The organism is Cupriavidus sp. GW821-FHT07C08 (assembly GCF_059419025.1).
Map to the genome: position 1 here is coordinate 52053 of NZ_JBWKQZ010000018.1, position 17083 is coordinate 69135.

At 68.7% G+C, this 17083-nt stretch carries 21 protein-coding genes; 3 read left to right on the forward strand and 18 right to left on the reverse strand.

Annotation, left to right across the window (positions count from 1 at the left end):
- Nucleotides 1–22 precede the first annotated feature (22 nt).
- On the reverse strand, nucleotides 23–619 hold the full coding sequence (locus tag AC07UK_RS21870; protein WP_436223840.1) for a helix-turn-helix domain-containing protein: 597 nt from the start codon (nucleotides 617–619) through the stop codon (nucleotides 23–25).
- A gap of 104 nt (nucleotides 620–723) precedes the next feature.
- Here AC07UK_RS21870 and kbl point away from each other — a divergent pair, with 104 nt between their 5' ends.
- Together kbl and AC07UK_RS21880 are read left to right on the forward strand one after the other, a co-directional pair.
- The gene (gene kbl, locus AC07UK_RS21875; RefSeq protein ID WP_436223839.1) at nucleotides 724–1923 is read left to right on the forward strand and encodes a glycine C-acetyltransferase; all 1200 of its coding nucleotides are present in this window, start codon (nucleotides 724–726) and stop codon (nucleotides 1921–1923) included.
- A complete protein-coding gene (locus tag AC07UK_RS21880; RefSeq protein ID WP_436223838.1) occupies nucleotides 1923–2879 on the forward strand; it encodes an L-threonine 3-dehydrogenase in 957 nt (318 codons plus the stop codon). Before kbl ends, AC07UK_RS21880 begins: the two co-directional genes overlap by 1 nt.
- Before the next feature lie 4 nt (nucleotides 2880–2883).
- Here AC07UK_RS21880 and ccmI read toward each other — a convergent pair whose 3' ends face one another.
- The 15 genes from ccmI to AC07UK_RS21955 all read right to left on the reverse strand — a co-directional run bounded on the left by ccmI (nucleotide 2884) and on the right by AC07UK_RS21955 (nucleotide 14346).
- Nucleotides 2884–4089 (reverse strand): c-type cytochrome biogenesis protein CcmI, encoded by a 1206-nt coding sequence (gene ccmI / locus AC07UK_RS21885; RefSeq protein ID WP_494686430.1) that lies wholly within the window; start codon nucleotides 4087–4089, stop codon nucleotides 2884–2886.
- A complete protein-coding gene (locus tag AC07UK_RS21890; RefSeq protein ID WP_436223836.1) occupies nucleotides 4086–4553 on the reverse strand; it encodes a cytochrome c-type biogenesis protein in 468 nt (155 codons plus the stop codon). The genes ccmI and AC07UK_RS21890 overlap by 4 nt, the downstream gene beginning before the upstream one ends.
- A complete protein-coding gene (locus AC07UK_RS21895) occupies nucleotides 4546–5088 on the reverse strand; it encodes a DsbE family thiol:disulfide interchange protein (protein WP_494686431.1) in 543 nt (180 codons plus the stop codon). The genes AC07UK_RS21890 and AC07UK_RS21895 overlap by 8 nt, the downstream gene beginning before the upstream one ends.
- Nucleotides 5085–7103, reverse strand: coding sequence for a heme lyase CcmF/NrfE family subunit (locus AC07UK_RS21900; RefSeq protein WP_494686432.1), 2019 nt, complete (start codon nucleotides 7101–7103; stop codon nucleotides 5085–5087). The genes AC07UK_RS21895 and AC07UK_RS21900 overlap by 4 nt, the downstream gene beginning before the upstream one ends.
- On the reverse strand, nucleotides 7100–7573 hold the full coding sequence (ccmE, locus tag AC07UK_RS21905; protein ID WP_436223833.1) for a cytochrome c maturation protein CcmE: 474 nt from the start codon (nucleotides 7571–7573) through the stop codon (nucleotides 7100–7102). The genes AC07UK_RS21900 and ccmE overlap by 4 nt, the downstream gene beginning before the upstream one ends.
- Nucleotides 7570–7713: a heme exporter protein CcmD gene (gene ccmD / locus AC07UK_RS21910; protein ID WP_436223832.1), complete on the reverse strand. Its 144-nt coding sequence runs from the start codon at nucleotides 7711–7713 to the stop codon at nucleotides 7570–7572. The genes ccmE and ccmD overlap by 4 nt, the downstream gene beginning before the upstream one ends.
- The gene (locus tag AC07UK_RS21915) at nucleotides 7710–8501 is read right to left on the reverse strand and encodes a heme ABC transporter permease (protein ID WP_436223831.1); all 792 of its coding nucleotides are present in this window, start codon (nucleotides 8499–8501) and stop codon (nucleotides 7710–7712) included. The genes ccmD and AC07UK_RS21915 overlap by 4 nt, the downstream gene beginning before the upstream one ends.
- Nucleotides 8498–9175, reverse strand: coding sequence for a heme exporter protein CcmB (gene ccmB / locus AC07UK_RS21920; RefSeq protein ID WP_035819421.1), 678 nt, complete (start codon nucleotides 9173–9175; stop codon nucleotides 8498–8500). Before ccmB ends, AC07UK_RS21915 begins: the two co-directional genes overlap by 4 nt.
- Nucleotides 9172–9852, reverse strand: a complete 681-nt coding sequence (ccmA, locus tag AC07UK_RS21925) for a cytochrome c biogenesis heme-transporting ATPase CcmA (RefSeq protein WP_494686433.1) — start codon at nucleotides 9850–9852, stop codon at nucleotides 9172–9174. The genes ccmB and ccmA overlap by 4 nt, the downstream gene beginning before the upstream one ends.
- 3 nt (nucleotides 9853–9855) lie before the next feature.
- Nucleotides 9856–10443, reverse strand: coding sequence for a cytochrome c3 family protein (locus AC07UK_RS21930; protein ID WP_189374239.1), 588 nt, complete (start codon nucleotides 10441–10443; stop codon nucleotides 9856–9858).
- A 12-nt stretch (nucleotides 10444–10455) separates the two neighbouring features.
- Complete coding sequence (locus tag AC07UK_RS21935) at nucleotides 10456–10944, reverse strand: nitrate reductase cytochrome c-type subunit (protein WP_436223829.1); 489 nt, start codon at nucleotides 10942–10944, stop codon at nucleotides 10456–10458.
- 24 nt (nucleotides 10945–10968) lie between these two features.
- Entirely contained in the window at nucleotides 10969–13464 is a 2496-nt protein-coding gene (gene napA, locus AC07UK_RS21940) for a periplasmic nitrate reductase subunit alpha (RefSeq protein ID WP_436223828.1), read from the reverse strand.
- Nucleotides 13461–13799, reverse strand: a complete 339-nt coding sequence (locus AC07UK_RS21945) for a chaperone NapD (RefSeq protein ID WP_436223827.1) — start codon at nucleotides 13797–13799, stop codon at nucleotides 13461–13463. The genes napA and AC07UK_RS21945 overlap by 4 nt, the downstream gene beginning before the upstream one ends.
- Nucleotides 13800–13907: 108 nt before the next feature.
- Nucleotides 13908–14075, reverse strand: coding sequence for a periplasmic nitrate reductase, NapE protein (gene napE / locus AC07UK_RS21950; RefSeq protein ID WP_013952465.1), 168 nt, complete (start codon nucleotides 14073–14075; stop codon nucleotides 13908–13910).
- A gap of 94 nt (nucleotides 14076–14169) precedes the next feature.
- On the reverse strand, nucleotides 14170–14346 hold the full coding sequence (locus tag AC07UK_RS21955) for a response regulator transcription factor (RefSeq protein WP_436223826.1): 177 nt from the start codon (nucleotides 14344–14346) through the stop codon (nucleotides 14170–14172).
- Here AC07UK_RS21955 and AC07UK_RS21960 point away from each other — a divergent pair.
- Nucleotides 14345–15220: a tripartite tricarboxylate transporter substrate-binding protein gene (locus AC07UK_RS21960; protein ID WP_494686434.1), complete on the forward strand. Its 876-nt coding sequence runs from the start codon at nucleotides 14345–14347 to the stop codon at nucleotides 15218–15220. The genes AC07UK_RS21955 and AC07UK_RS21960 overlap by 2 nt on opposite strands.
- Nucleotides 15221–15282: 62 nt before the next feature.
- Here AC07UK_RS21960 and AC07UK_RS21965 read toward each other — a convergent pair whose 3' ends face one another.
- Both AC07UK_RS21965 and serA read right to left on the reverse strand, forming a co-directional pair.
- A complete protein-coding gene (locus AC07UK_RS21965; protein ID WP_436223824.1) occupies nucleotides 15283–15630 on the reverse strand; it encodes a hypothetical protein in 348 nt (115 codons plus the stop codon).
- Between the two features lie 170 nt (nucleotides 15631–15800).
- Nucleotides 15801–17018: a phosphoglycerate dehydrogenase gene (gene serA, locus AC07UK_RS21970; RefSeq protein ID WP_436223823.1), complete on the reverse strand. Its 1218-nt coding sequence runs from the start codon at nucleotides 17016–17018 to the stop codon at nucleotides 15801–15803.
- Between the last annotated feature and the right edge of the window lie 65 nt (nucleotides 17019–17083).

A 17083-nucleotide genomic window follows, 5' to 3' on the forward strand; every position in this document is an offset into this window, starting at 1 on the left:
GCTGTCGCAACCCTTGCCCGCGTCAGCCCGGATGCACTACAACCAGTAGTGCGGTGGCAGTGGTCTTGCCGCCATTGGAGATCGCATGTGCGACATCGGCCGCATAGCGCGCGGTCTCGCCGTGCCTCAGCTTCTTCTCATCGGCGCCCGCGCGCACCGTCATCGATCCGCTCAGCACCGACAGGTGTTCCTGGGTGCCGGCCTCGTGCGGCTCGGAGGCCAGCACGCCGCCGGCCTGGATGGTCAGTTCATACCATTCGAAGCGCCCGGCCAGGTCGATCGGGCCCAGGATGCGCAGGTCGCAGCGGGTATCGGGGCTTTTCAGCGACGGGATCGCGTGCGGCTGGACCACGGTGATGCCGCCGCCGGGGCGCTCAGGGGCGCCTCCGGCGAGGAAGTCCGTCAGGTTCACGCCCAGCGCATTGGCCAGGCGCCACAGCACCGCCACGGTGGGGTTGGCCAGGTTGCGTTCGATCTGCGACAGCATCGACTTGGAAACCCCGGCACGGCGCGACAGTTCATCGAGCGACAGCCGTTGCTGCTGGCGCAGCGCCTGCAGCGCCATGCCGACGGCGGGCGGGCCATCGGCCTGCGGGGTCTGGGCGAGGGCTTGCGTCATGGGTTGATGTTCGTTATATTGCTCAAAATGTTCGATATACAGAACGTGTTCGATTTATCGATCGAATCCTAGCACATCCCTCGCACACCAACGGGAGCCAAGCCATGTCGAATGCCGAGGCATTCTATGCATCCATCCGTACCGAACTCGAAAGCATCCGCGCGGCGGGGCTGTTCAAGAATGAGCGCGTGATCGCCACGCCGCAGGGTGCGCGGGTGCGCACCACCGACGGCCGCGAGGTCATCAACCTGTGCGCCAACAACTACCTTGGCCTGTCGTCGCACCCGCGGGTGATCGAGGCCGCGCACGAGGCGCTGCGCACGCATGGCTTCGGGCTGAGCTCGGTGCGCTTTATCTGCGGCACGCAGGACCTGCACAAGACGCTGGAGGCCCGGCTGTCTACCTTCCTCGGCACCGAGGACACCATCCTCTATGGCTCGGCCTTCGACGCCAATGGCGGTTTGTTCGAAACGCTGCTGGGCGCGGAAGACGCGGTCATCAGCGATGCGCTCAACCATGCCTCGATCATCGACGGCATCCGCCTGTCCAAGGCACGCCGCTACCGCTACCAGCACAACGACATGGACGACCTGCGCGTGCAGCTGGAGCAGGCGCGGGCCGACGGTGCGCGCTACACGCTGGTGTTTTCCGACGGCGTGTTCTCGATGGACGGCACCGTGGCGCGGCTGGACCAGATGCGCACGATCTGCGATGAGTACGGCGCGCTGCTGGGCATCGACGAATGCCATGCCACCGGTTTCATGGGCCAGCGCGGGCGCGGCACGCATGAGGCGCGCGGCGTGTTCGGCAAGATCGACATCATCACCGGCACGCTGGGCAAGGCGCTGGGCGGCGCCTCGGGCGGCTTCACCAGCGCGCGCAAGGAAGTCGTGGCGCTGCTGCGCCAGCGCTCGCGGCCCTATCTGTTCTCCAACACGGTGGCGCCGGCCATCGTGGGCGCTTCGATCGCGGTGCTCGATATCCTGGAAGCCAGTACCGAGCTGCGTGACCGGCTGGAGGGCAATACCAGGTTCTTCCGCGCGGGACTGGACCAGCTGGGATTCGACGTCAAGGCGGGCGACCACCCCATCATCCCGATCATGGTCTACGACGCCGACAAGGCGCAGCAACTCGCGCAGCGCCTGCTGGAGCTGGGCGTGTACGTGGTCGGCTTCTTCTACCCGGTGGTGCCCAAGGGGCAGGCGCGCATCCGCGTGCAGATGAGCGCGCTGCATGACGAAGCCACGCTGCAGGCGGCGCTGGAAGCCTTTGGCCAGGCTGGCCGCGAACTGGGGCTGATCTGATGGAAGATGGCAAACCGAAGATCCTGATCGTCGGCGCCAACGGCCAGATCGGGTCTGAACTGGCACTGGCGCTGGCCGAGCGCTACGGGCGCACCAACGTGATCACCTCCGACGTGGTGCCCACCGGCCGCCATGTGCACCTGACGCACGAGATGCTCAACGCCACCGACCGCGGCGAGCTGGCCACCGTGGTCGAGCGCCATGGCATCACCCAGGTCTACCTGCTGGCCGCCGCGCTGTCCGCCACCGGCGAAAAGGCGCCGCAGTGGGCCTGGAACCTCAATATGACCAGCCTGCTCAACGTGCTGGAACTGGCGCGGCAGACCGGGCTGGAGCGGGTGTTCTGGCCAAGCTCGATTGCAGCCTTTGGCCCGACCACGCCTGCCAGACAGACACCGCAGAAGACCGTGATGGAGCCCACCACCGTCTACGGCATCTCCAAGCAGGCGGGCGAGGGCTGGTGCCGCTGGTATCACGCCAACCACGGCGTGGATGTACGCAGCGTGCGCTATCCGGGTCTGATCTCTCACAAGACCCCGCCCGGCGGCGGCACTACCGACTACGCGGTCGACATCTTCCATGCGGCGGTGAAGGGCGAGCCCTACACCTGCTTCCTGAAGGAAGACGAAGCCCTGCCGATGATGTATATGCCCGATGCGATCCGCGCCACCATCGAACTGATGGAAGCGCCGGCGGACAAGCTCGGCGAGCGCGGCAGCTACAACATCGCCGGGATGAGCTTCACGCCCGCGCAGATCGCCGCGGCCATCCGCGAGCAGGTGCCAGGCTTCCAGATCCGCTATGAACCCGACTATCGCCAGGCGATTGCGCAGGGTTGGCCGGATTCGATCGATGATTCGGTCGCGCGCGCGGACTGGGGCTGGAAGGCCGAGTACGGCTTGAAGGAGATGGTGGCGGACATGCTGGCCAACCTGAAGGCGACGCTGCCCGCCTGAGCCACTATGGCGCGATCGTGCCGTCGATGGCGATGCGGATGCCCTCGGTGCCGACTGCCACCGGTCCGGTGCGCCCCACCAGGTCCCCGGCCTTCGGCAAGGCGCTGCCGCTGGCCGAAATCCGCGCTTCCAGCATGACCTGTTGCTGCCCTGACAGCCGGTGGTCGGGCCGCATCGCCATCGCATCATCCAGCGTGAACGACAGCGGCAAATCGCGCGCCTGCCGGCGCAGTACTGCCAGCGGCATGCGTGAGCCGTCAGCGGGCAGCGCATAGACAAAGAGGGTGTCGCCCGGTTGCGGCGTGCGTCCGGCCTGTTCGCTGAGCGTGACCATGCCGGTGATCTTCGGGGTTTGCGCCGCGGCAGCCGTGCCGCGCGCGGCCGCAAGGTTGGCGGCGATGCGCGCCGCGGTCTGCGAATCCGCCGGCAGCAGCCGGTACAGGTGCTCCCAATATCCGATCGCCGCCTGCTTGTCGCCGCGTTCGGCCGCGGCGCTGGCGGCCAGCGCCAGCGCCTTGGGGTCGTCCGGGTCCAGCGCCAGGGCCTGGCGCACTTGCGCCATGGGCGGGCCTTCCAGCGAGCCGCCGTTCAGGCTGGCCAGCACATCGGCGTAGTCGGAGCGCAGCGCGGCCACGTCCGGCGCCAGTTCGACGGCCCGCGCGTACGCCGCGGCAGCATCGGCATGGCGTTCCATCACGCTGTATGAGCGCGCCAGCATGGCCCAGCCCTGTGCGTCGCCGGGCGACTCGCGCAGGCGCTGCGCGAGCTGGTTCACCATGCCCTCGACCTGCGCGCCGCTCAGCTGGTGCTGGCTGCCGGTGCTTTCGGGCAGGTCGTCGGCACGCCAGAGCGCGACCGGGTTGCCCAGGTGCAGGTAGAGCAGGATGGCGGCGCTGGGCAGTACTGCGAGCAGCAGCGCGGCGAGCAGCGGCGAGGTGCCGGCCCGTCCTGCGCCGGTGGCGGCGCCGGCGGCGTCATCGAGCAGCCGGCGGCCGAGCTCGTCGCGGGCTTCGGCGTGGCGCGCCGCGGTGAGGGAGCCGCCGCGCAGGTCGGTGTCGAGCTCGCGCAACTGGTCGTGGTACAGGTCAACCAGCAAGGTGCGTTCCGGCGTGCCCGGATCTGGCGCTGCCCGGCGGCGCAGCAGCGGCCACAGCAGGCAGGCCGTGGCGGCGGCGATCAGCGCGGCGGCGAGCAGCCAGAAGGTGGTCATGGCTGGCGGTGCTCCATTGGCGTGGCCGATTCGTCCAGCAAGTCCGCAAGCTGGCGCTGAGCGCTGGCGTCCAGCGTCGCATCGGCCTGGCGATTGCGCGAGCGCGCGCGCATGATCGCGGCCGCCACGCCGGCCACCAGCAGCAGCGGGCCGAACCACAGCAGCCACGTCAGCGGCCGCAGCGGCGGCTTGTACAGCACGAAGTCGCCGTAGCGCTGCACCAGGTAGTCCTTCACCGCCTCGTCGCTGGCGCCGCCGCGCAGCTGCGCGCGGATCTGGCGCCGCAGGTCGACCGCCAGGTCGGCGTTGGAGTCGGCCAGGGTCTGGTTCTGGCACACCAGGCAGCGCAACTCGTTGGACAGCGCGTGCACGCGGGCATCGAGTTCGGCTTCCGTCAGCGCCATCGCCTGCAGCGAGACGCAGCAAAGCCACACGGCAAGCGTTGCGCGGATCCGGCTACGCATGGCTGTCTCCCTGTCGTTCCAGCTGCTCGATCAGCGGGATCAGCTTGCGCTCCAGCACCTCGCGCGTGACCGGGCCCACCTGGCGGTAGCGCACCACGCCGTGCTGGTCGATGACAAAGGTCTCGGGCACGCCGTAGACGCCGTAGTCGATGCCGACGCGGCCGTCGTCATCGACCAGCGATGCCGCATAGGGATTGCCCAGCCGCTGCAGCCAGTCGCGCGCGGCGCCGGTCTCGTCCTTGTAGTTGAGGCCATACAGCGGCACCGGCGAGCGCGCGGCAAAATCCACCAGCAGCGGATGCTCGGTGCGGCAGGCCGCGCACCACGACGCCCACACATTCAGCAGCCAGACCTTGCCGCGCATGTCGGCGCTGGCCAGCGTGCGGCCTTCGGGTTCGAGCAGCGGCAGGCGGAACGCCGGCGCGGCCTTGCCGACCAGCGGCGAGGGCAGTTCGCGCGGGTCGTGGCGCAGCCCGGCGGCCAGCGCGACGGCAAGGGCGAGGAAGGCAGCCAGCGGCAGCAGGAATCGCGTCATGCGGGCGTCTCCTCATGGGCGGAGGCCAATGCCGGCACTGCGGGCACATCCGGCGCGGCTGGCGCGGTGGCAGGATTGGCGGCACGGCGGCGCAGCCGGTAACGCTTGTCGCAGACGGCCAGCAGCCCGCCCAGCGCCATCAGCACGCAGCCGGCCCAAATCCAGTCGACAAAGGGCTTGACGTGGATGCGCACGGCCCAGGCGCTGCCATCAACGTTCTCGCCCAGCGCCACGTAGAGGTCGCGCGCCACGCCGCTGTCGATCGCGGCCTCGGTGGTGGGCATGTCCTGGCTGCGGTAGATGCGGCGCTCGGGATGGAGCTCCGCAACCCGCCGGCCATCGTGCGAAGCCACCAGCGTGCCGCGCAGCGCGTCGTAGTTGGGCCCGCCGGCCTGGGTCACGCCCGCAAAGCGGAAGTCATAGCCGCCCACGCTGACACTGTCGCCGGCGCGCATCGGCAGCTCGCGCAGGCTTTCCTGGCCGGATACCAGCGTCACGCCGGCGATAAAGACGCCCACGCCGGCGTGGGCGAGCAGCATGCCCCAGTAGCTGGGCGTGAACTGGCGCAGCGCGGCCAGGCGGCGCCCCTGTTGTTGGCGCAGCCGTGCCGCCAGGCTGGCCACGGCGCTCAGCACGCACCAGGCCGCCAGCAGCAGCCCCAGCCCGCTCAGCGCCGACGCATTGCGCAGCACCAGCAGCAGCGCCAGCCCGATGGCCGCGCTGGCCACGGCGGCCCAGCGCAGCCGCCGCGCCATGTCGGGCAGGCTGCCGTGGCGCCAGCGCGCCAGCGGCGCGGCGCCCATCAACAGCACCGCGGGGGCCATCAAGGGCACGAAGACCTGCTCGAAGTAGGCCGGGCCGACCGAGATCTTGCCCAGCCCCAGCACATCGACCAGCAGCGGGTAGAGCGTACCCAGCAGCACCGTGGCGGCGGCCACCGCCAGCAGCACATTGTTGGCCAGCAGCATCGACTCGCGCGAGACCGCCGCGAACGCCACGCGCCGCGCCAGCCGCGGCGCGCGCCACGCATACAGCGCCAGTGCCAGCCCGGTAACCAGCCCCAGCAGCGCCAGGATGAAAATGCCGCGCTTCGGGTCCACGGCGAAGGCGTGGACGGAGGTCAGCACGCCGGAACGGACCAGGAAGGTGCCCAGCAGGCTCAGCGAGAAGGTGAAGATGGCGAGCAGCACGGTCCAGGCGCGGAAGGCGCCGCGCTTCTCGGTGACCGCCAGCGAATGCATCAGCGCGGTGCCGGCCAGCCACGGCATGAACGAGGCGTTCTCGACCGGGTCCCAGAACCACCAGCCGCCCCAGCCCAGCTCGTAGTAGGCCCAGGCGCTGCCCAGCATGATGCCCAGCGTCAGGAAGGCCCACGCCACCGTGGTCCACGGCCGCGACCAGCGTGCCCAGGCGGCATCGACGCGCCCGGCCAGCAGCGCCGCCACGGCAAAGGCAAAGGTCACCGAGAAGCCGACGTAGCCCATGTAGAGCAGGGGCGGGTGGAACACCATGCCCGGGTCCTGCAGCAACGGGTTGAGGTCGCGGCCTTCCATCGCGGGCGGCAGCAGCCGCACGAAGGGGTTGGAGGCGAACAGCAGGAATGCCAGGAAGCCGGCGCTGATCGCGCCCATCACGGCCAGCACGCGGGCCACGGCGGCCAGCGGCAGCTGCCGGCTGCACGCGGACACGGCCAGCGACCACAGGCCCAGCATCAGCGTCCACAGCAGCATCGAGCCCTCGTGCCCGCCCCAGACCGCGGCGATGCGGTACGCCAGCGGCAGCGCGCTGTTGGCGTTGGCGGCGACATAGCGCACGCTGAAGTCGTTGCTGACGAAGGACCAGGTCAGCGCGGCGAAGGACAGCGCCACCAGCAGGCACTGCACGCGCGCGGCGGGGCGCGCCAGCGCCATCCACGCCAGCTGGCCGCGCGCGGCCCCGGCAAGCGGCACCACGGCCTGCACCAGCGCGACCAGCAGCGCCACGATCAGCGCGAAATGGCCGAGTTCCGCGATCACTGGCGCACTCCCTGTGCCGGCGCGGCTTCGGCCATGCGGCGGTTCACCTGCGCGGCCTGCCTGAGCGCGTCGGCGGCTTCCGGCGGCATGTAGTTTTCATCGTGCTTGGCCAGCACCTCGCTGGCGATGAAGGTGCCGTCCGCCTGCAGCTGGCCGCGCGCCACCACGCCCTTGCCTTCGCGGAACAGGTCGGGCAGCAGGCCGCGGTACAGCACCGGCACCTGGCGCGCCGTGTCGGTGACGACGAAGCGCACCGTCATGCCGTCTCCCTCGCGCCGGATCGAGCCGGGTGCCACCAGCCCGCCCAGCCGGAAGCTGCGTGCCACCGGCGCCTCCTGCGCGGTGACCTGGCTGGGACTGAAGAAGAACACCAGGTTGGAGCGGAAGGCATTGAGCACCAGCGCCGCCGCGATGCCGCAGCAGGCCAGCGCCGCGGCGAGCAGCCCGAAGCGGCGCTGGCGCGGCGTCATTGGGCGGCTTCCTGGCGCGTGGCGCGGCAGCGGCGGGCCAGCAGCACCAGCTCCAGCGCCAGCAGCAGCGCGCTCACGCCGAAGGCGCCGGCGATGAAGATGCCGTGATGCCCGTAGGGCAGCAGCGAGGACAGCGTCATGAGGTCTCTCCGGGAACCATGGCGGGGCCGTGCGGCACCTCGCCGCGCTCGCGCAGGATGCAGCGCACGCGCACCAGCGCCACCGCCACCGTGTACATCCAGCACGCCATCGTCATCAGCAGCATGCCAGCCAGCATGGTGGCCGCCATCGACGGCGCCGCGGTCAGGCTGACCGATGCGCCCTGGTGCAGCGTGTTCCACCACTGCACCGAGAAATAGATCACCGGGATATTGACCACCCCCACCAGCGCCAGCACCGCGCAGGCGCGCTCGGCCCGGCGCGGCTCGTCGATGGCCGCTTCCAGCGCGATAAAGCCCAGGTACAGGAACAGCAGGATCAGCTCGGAGGTGAGCCGCGCATCCCAGACCCACCAGGTGCCCCAGGTGGGCTGGCCCCACAGCGCGCCGGTCCACAGCGCCAGCGCGGTAAAGAGCGCGCCGGTGGGCGCCAGCGCCGAGGCCATCATCGACGACAGCCGTGTGCGCAGCACCAGTGCCAGCGCGCAGTAGCCGGCCATGACCAGGTAGATGAACATCGACATCCACGCCGCCGGCACGTGGATGAAGATGATGCGGTAGACCTCGCCCTGCTGCGCATCGGTGGGGGCCACGCCAAAGCCGAGCCACAGTCCCGCCACCGCGAACAGCGCCGCCGCGGCAAAGAACCATGGGGCCATGCGCCCGGCCAGCGGATAGAAGCGCACCGGCGCCGCATAGGCCAGCCAGCCGCCGCGGACCGGGGGCCGCGGCGCGGCAGCGGGGTGGACGGATGGCAGCGGCTGGCTCATGCCGGCGTCTCCATGGCAATGCGCAGCCCGGCGGCGGTGGCCAGCGGGCACAGGAACAGCGACAGCGCCAGGCAGGCGCCCAGCAGCGAGAACTGCGGCATCACGTCCAGCCCGGCATCGGCAGCGGCCGCGGCGCTGGCGCCGAACACCAGCACCGGCACGCACAGCGGGAGCACCAGGATGCACAGCAGCACCGCGCCGCCGCGCACGCCCAGCGTCAGCGCCGCGCCGACCGCGCCGATCAGGCTCAGCGCCGGCGTGCCCACCAGCAGCGACGCCGCCAGCAGCAGCGATGCGCCCAGGGGCAGCCCGTACTGCTGCGCCAGCAGCGGTGTCAGCAACAGCAGCGGCAGGCCGCTGGTGAGCCAGTGCGCGGCGATCTTGGCCAGCACCAGCAGCGCCAGCGGATGCGGCGACAGCAGCAGCTGGTCCAGGCTGCCATCGGCGTGTTCCTGCGCGAACAGCCGCGACAGCGACAGCATCGACGCCAGCAGTGCCGTCACCCACAGGATGCCGGGAGCCAGCGCGCGCAGCTGCTGCGGCTCGGGGCCGATCGCCAGCGGGAACAGGCTGGCGGCGATGACAAAGAACACCACGCCGCCGAGCAGGCTGCCGCGCCGCCGCCAGGACAGCGAGACATCGTGCGCGACGATGGCGGCGAGCGTGCGCATCATGCCGGCGCCCCCAGGTGCAGCACCGCGCCGCCAGCGGGCAGCAGCTGGTGCGTGGCGATCACGGCCATGCCGCCGGCGGCGAGGTGCGCGCCGAGCTGGGCGTCGAAGCGTGCGCAGGCGTCGGCATCCAGCGCGGTCACTGGTTCATCCAGCAGCCACAAGGCGCGCTGCGCCAGCGACAGGCGCGCCAGTGCGACGCGCCGCCGCTGCCCTTGCGAGAGCGTGCGCACCGGCGCGTTTGCGACTCGCTCCAGCCCTTGCGCGGCGAGGGCGCGCGCGACGCCATCGGCACTGTCGTCCGATCCAGCGAGCCGCGCGGCAAAGCGCAGGTTTTCCGCCGGGCTCAGGTCAGGGTCGATGCCGTTGGTGTGGCCGACATACGCCAGCGCCTGGTGATAGTCAGGGTCGGCGGCGCGCACCGGGCGGCCGCGCCAGTGCAGCGTGCCGGCATCGGCCATGGCCAGCCCGCACAGCACGCGCAGCAGGCTGGTCTTGCCGCTGCCGTTGGGGCCGAGCACTTGCAACAGGCCGCCGGGGGCGAGGTCGAGGTCGATGCCGCGCAACACCGGGCGTCCGGCGCGCGAGATGGCCAGCCCGCTCGCGCTCAGCACGGGGGCGGCGCAACGTGGGGATTCAGGCGGAAGCTCGGATGGCGGCGCGGGCGAGCGGACTGGCACGCGTCATTTCTCCTCGGCCTTGGAGATGTCGGGAAGATGGTGCGCGATGCCCTTGTGGCAGTCGATGCAGGTCTTTTCCTTGTTGGCCAGGTAGGTGGAATGCATGGCCTGCGCGCGCGGGCTCTGCCGCGTGAAGTCCATCGACTGGTAGTCGTGGCAGTTGCGGCATTCCAGTGAATCGTTGGCCTTGAAGCGCGCCCACTCGTGCTGCGCCAGCGTGAGCCGGTGTGCCTGGAACTTTTCGCGGGTGTCGACGGTGCCGAAGATCTTGGCCCAGACCTCCTTGGACGCCTGCATCTTGCGCGCCATCTTGGTGGTCCAGTTGTGCGGCACGTGGCAGTCCGAGCATTTGGCGCGCACGCCGCTGCGGTTGGTGAAGTGGATGGTGCCCTGCAGCTCCTGGTAGACGTTGTCGCGCATCTCGTGGCAGCCGGTGCAGAACTGCTCGGTGTTGGTCAGCTCCAGCGCGGTGTTGAACGCGCCCCAGAACACCACGCCGGCGACAAAGCCGCCGAGCGTCAGGAAGCCCAGGCTGAAATACGCGCTGGGCCGGTTGATGGTTCGCCAGTAACGCTTGATCAGGTCGAGCATGGCGCGCATCCGCTATTTGGACGAGCCCTTGACGCCGGGCTTGCGCTTGAGCAGCTGCTCGACGTCAATGAAGGTGTTGCCCACCAGCGGCTTGGCGTCGGCCTGCGGCACATGGCATTGCGTGCAGAAGTAGCGGCGCGGCGAGACATCGGCCAGCACGTTGTTGTCGCGGTCCATGTAGTGCGTGATGCTGACCGGAATCGCCTGGGTTTCCTCGGTGCGCGTGCGCGCGTGGCAGAACATGCAGCGGTTGAAGTCCTTGTCGACCTGGTAGCCGTCGATCTTGTGCGGGATCGTCGGCGGCTGCATGGTGTAGTTGCGGGTGCGGCGGATGTCCTTGTTCTCGGTCGGGTACAAGATGGGTGCCTTGGCCTCGTTGCCGATGGCGGTGGGCCCGCGCATTGCGTCGACCAGGCCCTGGGCGTGCGCCGGCATTGCCAGCACGGCCAGCAGCAGCGCACACAGGGCCAGCAGGGGCCTCCAGGATCGGCTTGGTTTCATGGCGTCTCCCTGTTCGATTCCGGGCTAGACCTTGACGATCTTGACCGCGCACTTCTTGAAGTCCGTCTGCAGCGAGATCGGGCAGGTGGCATCCAGCGTCACCTTGTTGATCAGCTGGCTGGCATCGAACCACGGCACGAACACCAGCCCGCGCGGCGGCGCGTCACGCCCGCGGGTCTCCACGCGCGAGCGCATGCGCCCGCGCCGCGACACCACTTCCACCTCGACGCCGCGGCGCAGCCCCATTGCCTTGGCGTCTTCCGGATGCATGAACACCACCGCGTTGGGGAAGGCGCGGTACAGCTCCGGCACGCGCCGCGTCATCGAGCCGGAATGCCAGTGCTCCAGCACACGGCCGGTGGCCAGCCAGAACGGGTATTCCTTGTCGGGCGATTCGGCTGCCGGCTCGTAGGGCAGGGCGAAGATCACCGCCTTGCCGTCGGGGTTGCCGTAGAACTGGTAGCCGGTGCCGGCCTTGACGTAAGGGTCGCTGCCCTCGCGGTAGCGCCAGCGGGTCTCCTTGCCGTTGACCACCGGCCAGCGCAGCCCGCGCGCCTCATGGTAGGCGTCGAACGGGGCCAGGTCGTGGCCGTGGCCGCGGCCGAAGCTGGCGTACTCTTCAAACAGGCCTTTCTGCACATAGAAGCCGAAGGCCTTGGCCTCGGCGTTGTGGTACTCGGCGTTGACTTCCTTGAGCGGGAACTTGTCGACCTGGCCATTGCGGTAGAGCACGTCGAACAGGGTCTTGCCGCGGTACTCCGGCTTCTTCGCGATCAGCTCGGCGGGCCAGACGTCCTCGACCTTGAAGCGCTTGGAGAACTCCATCAGCTGCCACAGGTCCGAGCGCGCGTCGCCCGGCGCATCGACCAGCTGGTGCCAGAACTGCGTGCGGCGCTCGGCATTGCCGTAGGCGCCTTCCTTTTCCACCCACATCGCGCTGGGCAGGATCAGGTCGGCGGCCAGCGCGGTCACGGTGGGGTAGGCGTCTGACACCACCACGAAGTTCTGCGGGTTGCGGTAACCCGGCAGGCCTTCTTCCATCAGGTTGGCGGCGGCCTGCATATTGTTGTTCACCTGCACCCAGTAGGCATTGAGCTTGCCGTCCTTGAGCATGCGGTTCTGCAGCACGGCGTGGTAGCCCGGCTTGTCGGGGATGGTGCCCGCCGGCAGCTTCCAGATGCGCTCGGCCTCTTCGCGATGCTTGGGGTTGGTCACCACCATGTCGGCCGGCAGCCGGTGCGAGAAGGTGCCCACCTCGCGCGCGGTGCCGCACGCCGACGGCTGCCCCGTCAGCGAGAACGGGCTGTTGCCCGGCGTGGCGATCTTGCCGGTCAGCAGGTGCAGGTTGTAGACCATGTTGTTGGCCCAGCTGCCGCGCGTATGCTGGTTGAAGCCCATGGTCCACAGCGACATCACCTTGACGTTGGGATCGGCATACAGTTCTGCCAGCTGGTCCAGCTTGGCCTTGGGCACGCCCGACAGCTTGCTGACGTAGTCGGCGTCGTACTTGGCCACGAAGCGCGCGAAGTCATCGAAGGTGATCGGGCGCGAGGCACCGGGATCGGCAGCGTTCTTGGCCGCCTTCTGCAGCGGATGTTCCGGGCGCAGGCCATAGCCGATGTCGGTCACGCCTTCCTTGAAGACCGTATGCTTGTTGACGAAGTCCTTGTTGACCTTGTTGTTCTTGATGATGTAGTGGGCGATGTAGTTCATCATCGCCAGGTCCGTCTGCGGCTTGAAGATGACCGGGATGTCGGCCAGGTCGAAGGAACGGTGCGTGAAGGTGGACAGCACCGCCACGCGCGTCTTGGGGTAGCTCAGGCGCCGGTCGGTGATGCGGGTCCACAGGATCGGGTGCATCTCGGCCATGTTCGAGCCCCACAGCACGAAGGCATCGGCGGCCTCGAAATCGTCGTAGCAGCCCATCGGCTCGTCCATGCCGAAGGTACGCATGAAGCCCTGCACGGCCGATGCCATGCAGTGGCGCGCGTTGGGGTCGATATTGTTGGAGCGGAAGCCCGCCTTGTAGAGCTTGGACGCGGCGTAGCCTTCCCACACCGTCCATTGTCCCGAGCCGAACATGCCCACCGCGGTCGGTCCTTTCTCCTTCAGCACGCGCTTGAACTGGCGTTCCATCTCGTCGAAGGCGCGTTCCCACGTGACGGGCGCGAATTCGCCGTTCTTGTCGTACTTGCCGTTCTTCATGCGCAAGAGCGGCTTGGTCAGCCGGTCCTGCCCGTACATGATCTTCGACAGGAAATAGCCCTTGACGCAGTTCAGACCCTTGTTGACCTCGGCCAGCGGATCGCCCTGAGTGGCGACTACCTTGTTGTCCTTGACCGCCACGGTCACGCCGCAGCCGGTGCCGCAGAAGCGGCAGGGCGCCTTGGACCACTTCAGCTTGGTCATGTCGCTGTCAGTGACAAAGTTGGCGGCCCCGGCCGGCAGCGTCACGCCGGCGACCGATGCGGTCGCGGCGACAGCGGTCTGCTTGATGAAATCACGACGAGAGATGGTCATGTGCCTGCCTCCTCGTTCATTGCCGGGTTCATCGCTTCGTGCATTGCCTCGGCGTCTTCGTTGTGCTGGTAGACGAGCGCGGCCGACAGCACGCCCTCGAGCTGGTGCAGGTATGTCAGGTGCGCGGCAATGGCGCGCGAGGTGGGGGCTTCAATGGTGACCACGAGCTTGCCGGCATCGCTGGCGGCGTGGACTTCGGCGCCGGTAATGGCTTCGATCGCGGCGCGCACCTGCGCCAGGCTGTCGGGAATGGCATGCACGACGATGCCGGCGATATGCCACTCTTCGCTCGCGGGCAGCGGCTGGATGGGGATGGCACGTCTTGCTGCGGGCATGCGCAAGCTCCGGTTCGATGCCGTTTCAGTCTGTGCTGCAGCTTGTTTTTATTTGTCAAATGCCGCCCCGGTCGCGGCAGTATTGCGTACCGGGCCTTGTCGGGCCGCTCAATGCGACGGCGGACCGCTGATCAGTTGGGTCATCCAGACAATGAACCCATAGCCCGCCACGATGATGACCGAGAGTACCGGCACCATCACGGCGGTCAGGAAAAGGAAGCTGCGCAGTTCTTCTTGCTTGCGCTGCGGATCGTGGGCTTCACCGGTTTCCATCATGGCTTGAAGTAATCGGCAAAAGTGATCAGGCAAGACACCTGATGCGTTACACCATTAAAGGAAGCAGGAGCCAAGGTGTCAAGACTGCACTCGCTTATCCGTGCCCACGGCTCACGGGATCAGGCCGCGCGCGCGGTCCCACTGCCACCGCTTCTGTGCGGCTTTGCGCGCCCAGCTTGGCATGGATGCGGCGCAGGTGCGACTTGACGGTCAGCTCGGACAGGAACAGCTTCTGCGCGATCACCCGATTGCGGTAGCCAGCGGACAGCATGCGCAGCACTTCCAGTTCGCGTCCGGTCAGTGGGGCGGGCTGGTGCGCCGGTTCCGCGGGCGCTTCTGCGGCCGGCCCTGGTCGGGCCTGGCCCGGTGAGCCGCGCGAGCAGGCTGGCGACAAAAGGCTCGGCCACGCCAAGCGCTGCTGCCTGTGCCAGATGGGCGCCTGCCCAGGCCCGCAGCAGCACGGCAACGCGTTCGCCTTCTCCCCGCTCCTGTACAGCAAGGCGAGCTACAACGCGGTGCGTGATTTCGCGCCGATCTCGGAGCTGGCGACATCCAACCTGGCGCTGGTGGTCCAGCCCGACGTGCCGGCGGCGAACGTGAAGCAACTGACCGACTACATCCACAAGCTGGGCAAGCCGCTGCCGTACGGCACCTTTGGGCTGGGTTGCAGCGGGCATCTGCAGATGGAGATCTTCGGCCGCAACGCCCGGGTCGAGCTGACCCACGTGCCCTACAAGGGCGAGGGCCCGCTGGTCAACGACCTGCTTGGCGGGCAACTGCCAGCCGGCGTCGTGGCCGCGGTCACCGCGCGCCAGCATGCGCGCACCGGCATGCTCAAGGTGGTCGCCGTGGCCGGGCAGTCGCGCTCGCCGCTGCTGCCGGAGGTGCCGACCTTCCAGGAGGCGGGCGTGCCCGGGCTGGAGCGCCAGGGCTGGCTGGGCCTGTTCGCGCCGGCGGCGACGCCGCGCGCCGTGGTCGACAAGGTGTCTGCCGACGTCAACCGCGTGCTGGCCAACCCCGAGCTGCACACGCGGCTGGTCGATCTCGGCATTATCGTCAAGGGAAGCTCCCCCGCGGCCTTTGCCGATGTGGTGAAGGTGGATTGGGCTGAAGCGATCCGGGCGTCCAATATCCGCCTGGACTGAGGCGGCGCTGGCAGGGGATGGCGGCAGGCAGGGCCGGCTTGTGCGGGCGCCTGCCGTGCCGTTTACTGGTAGGTCACTACCACCACGTACGCGTCCGGCGTGCCGTGTTGCCCGGCACGGGCGGGCTCGACGTCCAGCCTTGCCACGCCGATGCGGGCTTGCCCGGACATCCGGGCAGGCGACATCGGCAACGGGGCCGAGACGATCTGCCCCGACGGCTGCTGGCAGCTTGCCTGCAACAGTCCGGCGGACGGACTGAAGCCGCAGGACGGGTACGAGATTCCCCCAAGGAACGTAATGGTGCCGGTATGCGCGGCAGCGGGGCCGGCGCCCGCGGCTGCCAGAAGACCTGCTACGACCAGCCGGCCGGCAATGCCGGCGGCCTTCCTGCTGAGTTCGACCGTTTTCATGACTACCCCTCTTATTGTCAGTGGCGCTGAGGCAGGCCACTACTGAGAACCGGCACCGTGCAGGCCCACGGATCCGCGCGTGGGCCCAACTTCATCTTAGCGACGATTTCAGAACATTCTTAAGGGTTATGACACTTTTGTGACAATTGACCTTGGGGACGGCCGCTGTCCTATCGCAGGATCAGCCGCGAGCGGGCAAAGCCTGCGTGAGTGCGCAGCGCCTGCATCAACTGGTCTGACGGCACGCGGTCGAGGTCGGTGACCACATAGCCGGTGTGGCCGCGCGTCTGCAGGTGCTGGCCGGTGATATTCACGCTCTCCTGCGCCAGCAGCGTGTTCAGTGCCGCCAGGGCGCCCGGCGCGTTGCCGTGCACGTTGAGCAGCCGCGCCGGCGCGTGCAGCGGGCCGGGGTCGACCTCGGGGAAATTGACGGCGCCGATGGTGCCGCCGGTGGCCAGGAAGTGCGCCAGCTTGGCCGCCACTTCGGTGCCGATATTCTCCTGCGCCTCTTCGGTGCTGCCGCCCACGTGCGGGGTCAGCAGTACGTTGGGCAGGTTCTGCAGTTCGCTGACGAAGGGGTCGTTGTTGGTCTTCGGCTCCTCCGGGAACACGTCGATGGCCGCACCGCCCAGGCGCTTCTCGCGCAGCGCCGCGGCCAGCGCGGCGATGTCCACCACGCTGCCGCGCGAGGCATTGATCAGGATCGCGCCCGGCTTGCAGGCCGCCAGGATGCGCGCATCGATCATATTGCGCGTGCGCGGCGTGGCTGGCACATGCAGGGTCACCACTTCGGCCTGCGACACCGCTTCTTCCAGCGAGCCCGCAGCGCGCGCGGAGCCGTGCGAGAGCCGCGCCAGCACGTCGTAATAGACCACGCGCATGCCCATCGATTCGGCCAGCACGCCCACCTGCGAGCCGATATTGCCGTAGCCGACGATGGCAATGGTCTTGCCGCGCGCCTCGAACGCGCCGGCTGCGCCCTTGGCCCATTTGCCGGCGTGTGCCAGGGTGTTCTTCTCCGGGATCCGGCGCAGCAGCATCACCGCTTCGGCCACCACCAGCTCGGCCACCGAGCGGGTGTTGGAGAAGGGCGCGTTGAACACCGGTATGCCGGCGGTGGTGGCGGCTTCCAGGTCCACCTGCGAGGTGCCGATGCAGAAGCAGCCAACCGAGAGCAGCCCGGGCGCGCTGCGGATGTCGTCGGCGCGCAGGTGGGTGGCAGAGCGGATGCCGACCACGTCGTGGCTGGCCAGCACCTGGCGCAGTTCGGCACCGGCCAGGGCGCCGGTGCGGCGCTCGACCTGCAGGCCGGCTTCAGCCAGCCGGGCGTTGGCGCTCTGGTGGATGTTCTCGAGCAGGATCGCAGTGGTCACGTTCGTTTTCCGCATGGAGGGTTGGCGGCGGTTGCCGCATCGCCACCATTCTGCGCGCAAAAAGGCCCGTGGGCCGGGGA

What these genes read in the sequence shown, in the direction of transcription:
- AC07UK_RS21890 (WP_436223836.1), bottom strand. Translation starts at nt 4,553, where the DNA reads ATGCGTAGCCGGATCCGCGCAACGCTTGCCGTGTGGCTTTGCTGCGTC.
- ccmE (WP_436223833.1), bottom strand. Translation starts at nt 7,573, where the DNA reads ATGACGCCGCGCCAGCGCCGCTTCGGGCTGCTCGCCGCGGCGCTGGCC.
- AC07UK_RS21930 (WP_189374239.1), bottom strand. Translation starts at nt 10,443, where the DNA reads ATGCTCGACCTGATCAAGCGTTACTGGCGAACCATCAACCGGCCCAGC.
- AC07UK_RS21935 (WP_436223829.1), bottom strand. Translation starts at nt 10,944, where the DNA reads ATGAAACCAAGCCGATCCTGGAGGCCCCTGCTGGCCCTGTGTGCGCTG.
- napE (WP_013952465.1), bottom strand. Translation starts at nt 14,075, where the DNA reads ATGATGGAAACCGGTGAAGCCCACGATCCGCAGCGCAAGCAAGAAGAA.
- ccmB (WP_035819421.1), bottom strand. Translation starts at nt 9,175, where the DNA reads ATGATGCGCACGCTCGCCGCCATCGTCGCGCACGATGTCTCGCTGTCC.
- AC07UK_RS21960 (WP_494686434.1), top strand. Translation starts at nt 14,345, where the DNA reads ATGCGCAGCACTTCCAGTTCGCGTCCGGTCAGTGGGGCGGGCTGGTGC.
- serA (WP_436223823.1), bottom strand. Translation starts at nt 17,018, where the DNA reads ATGCGGAAAACGAACGTGACCACTGCGATCCTGCTCGAGAACATCCAC.
- AC07UK_RS21895 (WP_494686431.1), bottom strand. Translation starts at nt 5,088, where the DNA reads ATGACGCGATTCCTGCTGCCGCTGGCTGCCTTCCTCGCCCTTGCCGTC.
- AC07UK_RS21945 (WP_436223827.1), bottom strand. Translation starts at nt 13,799, where the DNA reads ATGCCCGCAGCAAGACGTGCCATCCCCATCCAGCCGCTGCCCGCGAGC.
- AC07UK_RS21870 (WP_436223840.1), bottom strand. Translation starts at nt 619, where the DNA reads ATGACGCAAGCCCTCGCCCAGACCCCGCAGGCCGATGGCCCGCCCGCC.
- AC07UK_RS21915 (WP_436223831.1), bottom strand. Translation starts at nt 8,501, where the DNA reads ATGAGCCAGCCGCTGCCATCCGTCCACCCCGCTGCCGCGCCGCGGCCC.
- kbl (WP_436223839.1), top strand. Translation starts at nt 724, where the DNA reads ATGTCGAATGCCGAGGCATTCTATGCATCCATCCGTACCGAACTCGAA.
- AC07UK_RS21965 (WP_436223824.1), bottom strand. Translation starts at nt 15,630, where the DNA reads ATGAAAACGGTCGAACTCAGCAGGAAGGCCGCCGGCATTGCCGGCCGG.
- AC07UK_RS21880 (WP_436223838.1), top strand. Translation starts at nt 1,923, where the DNA reads ATGGAAGATGGCAAACCGAAGATCCTGATCGTCGGCGCCAACGGCCAG.
- ccmI (WP_494686430.1), bottom strand. Translation starts at nt 4,089, where the DNA reads ATGACCACCTTCTGGCTGCTCGCCGCCGCGCTGATCGCCGCCGCCACG.
- AC07UK_RS21955 (WP_436223826.1), bottom strand. Translation starts at nt 14,346, where the DNA reads ATGCTGTCCGCTGGCTACCGCAATCGGGTGATCGCGCAGAAGCTGTTC.
- ccmD (WP_436223832.1), bottom strand. Translation starts at nt 7,713, where the DNA reads ATGACGCTGTCCTCGCTGCTGCCCTACGGGCATCACGGCATCTTCATC.
- napA (WP_436223828.1), bottom strand. Translation starts at nt 13,464, where the DNA reads ATGACCATCTCTCGTCGTGATTTCATCAAGCAGACCGCTGTCGCCGCG.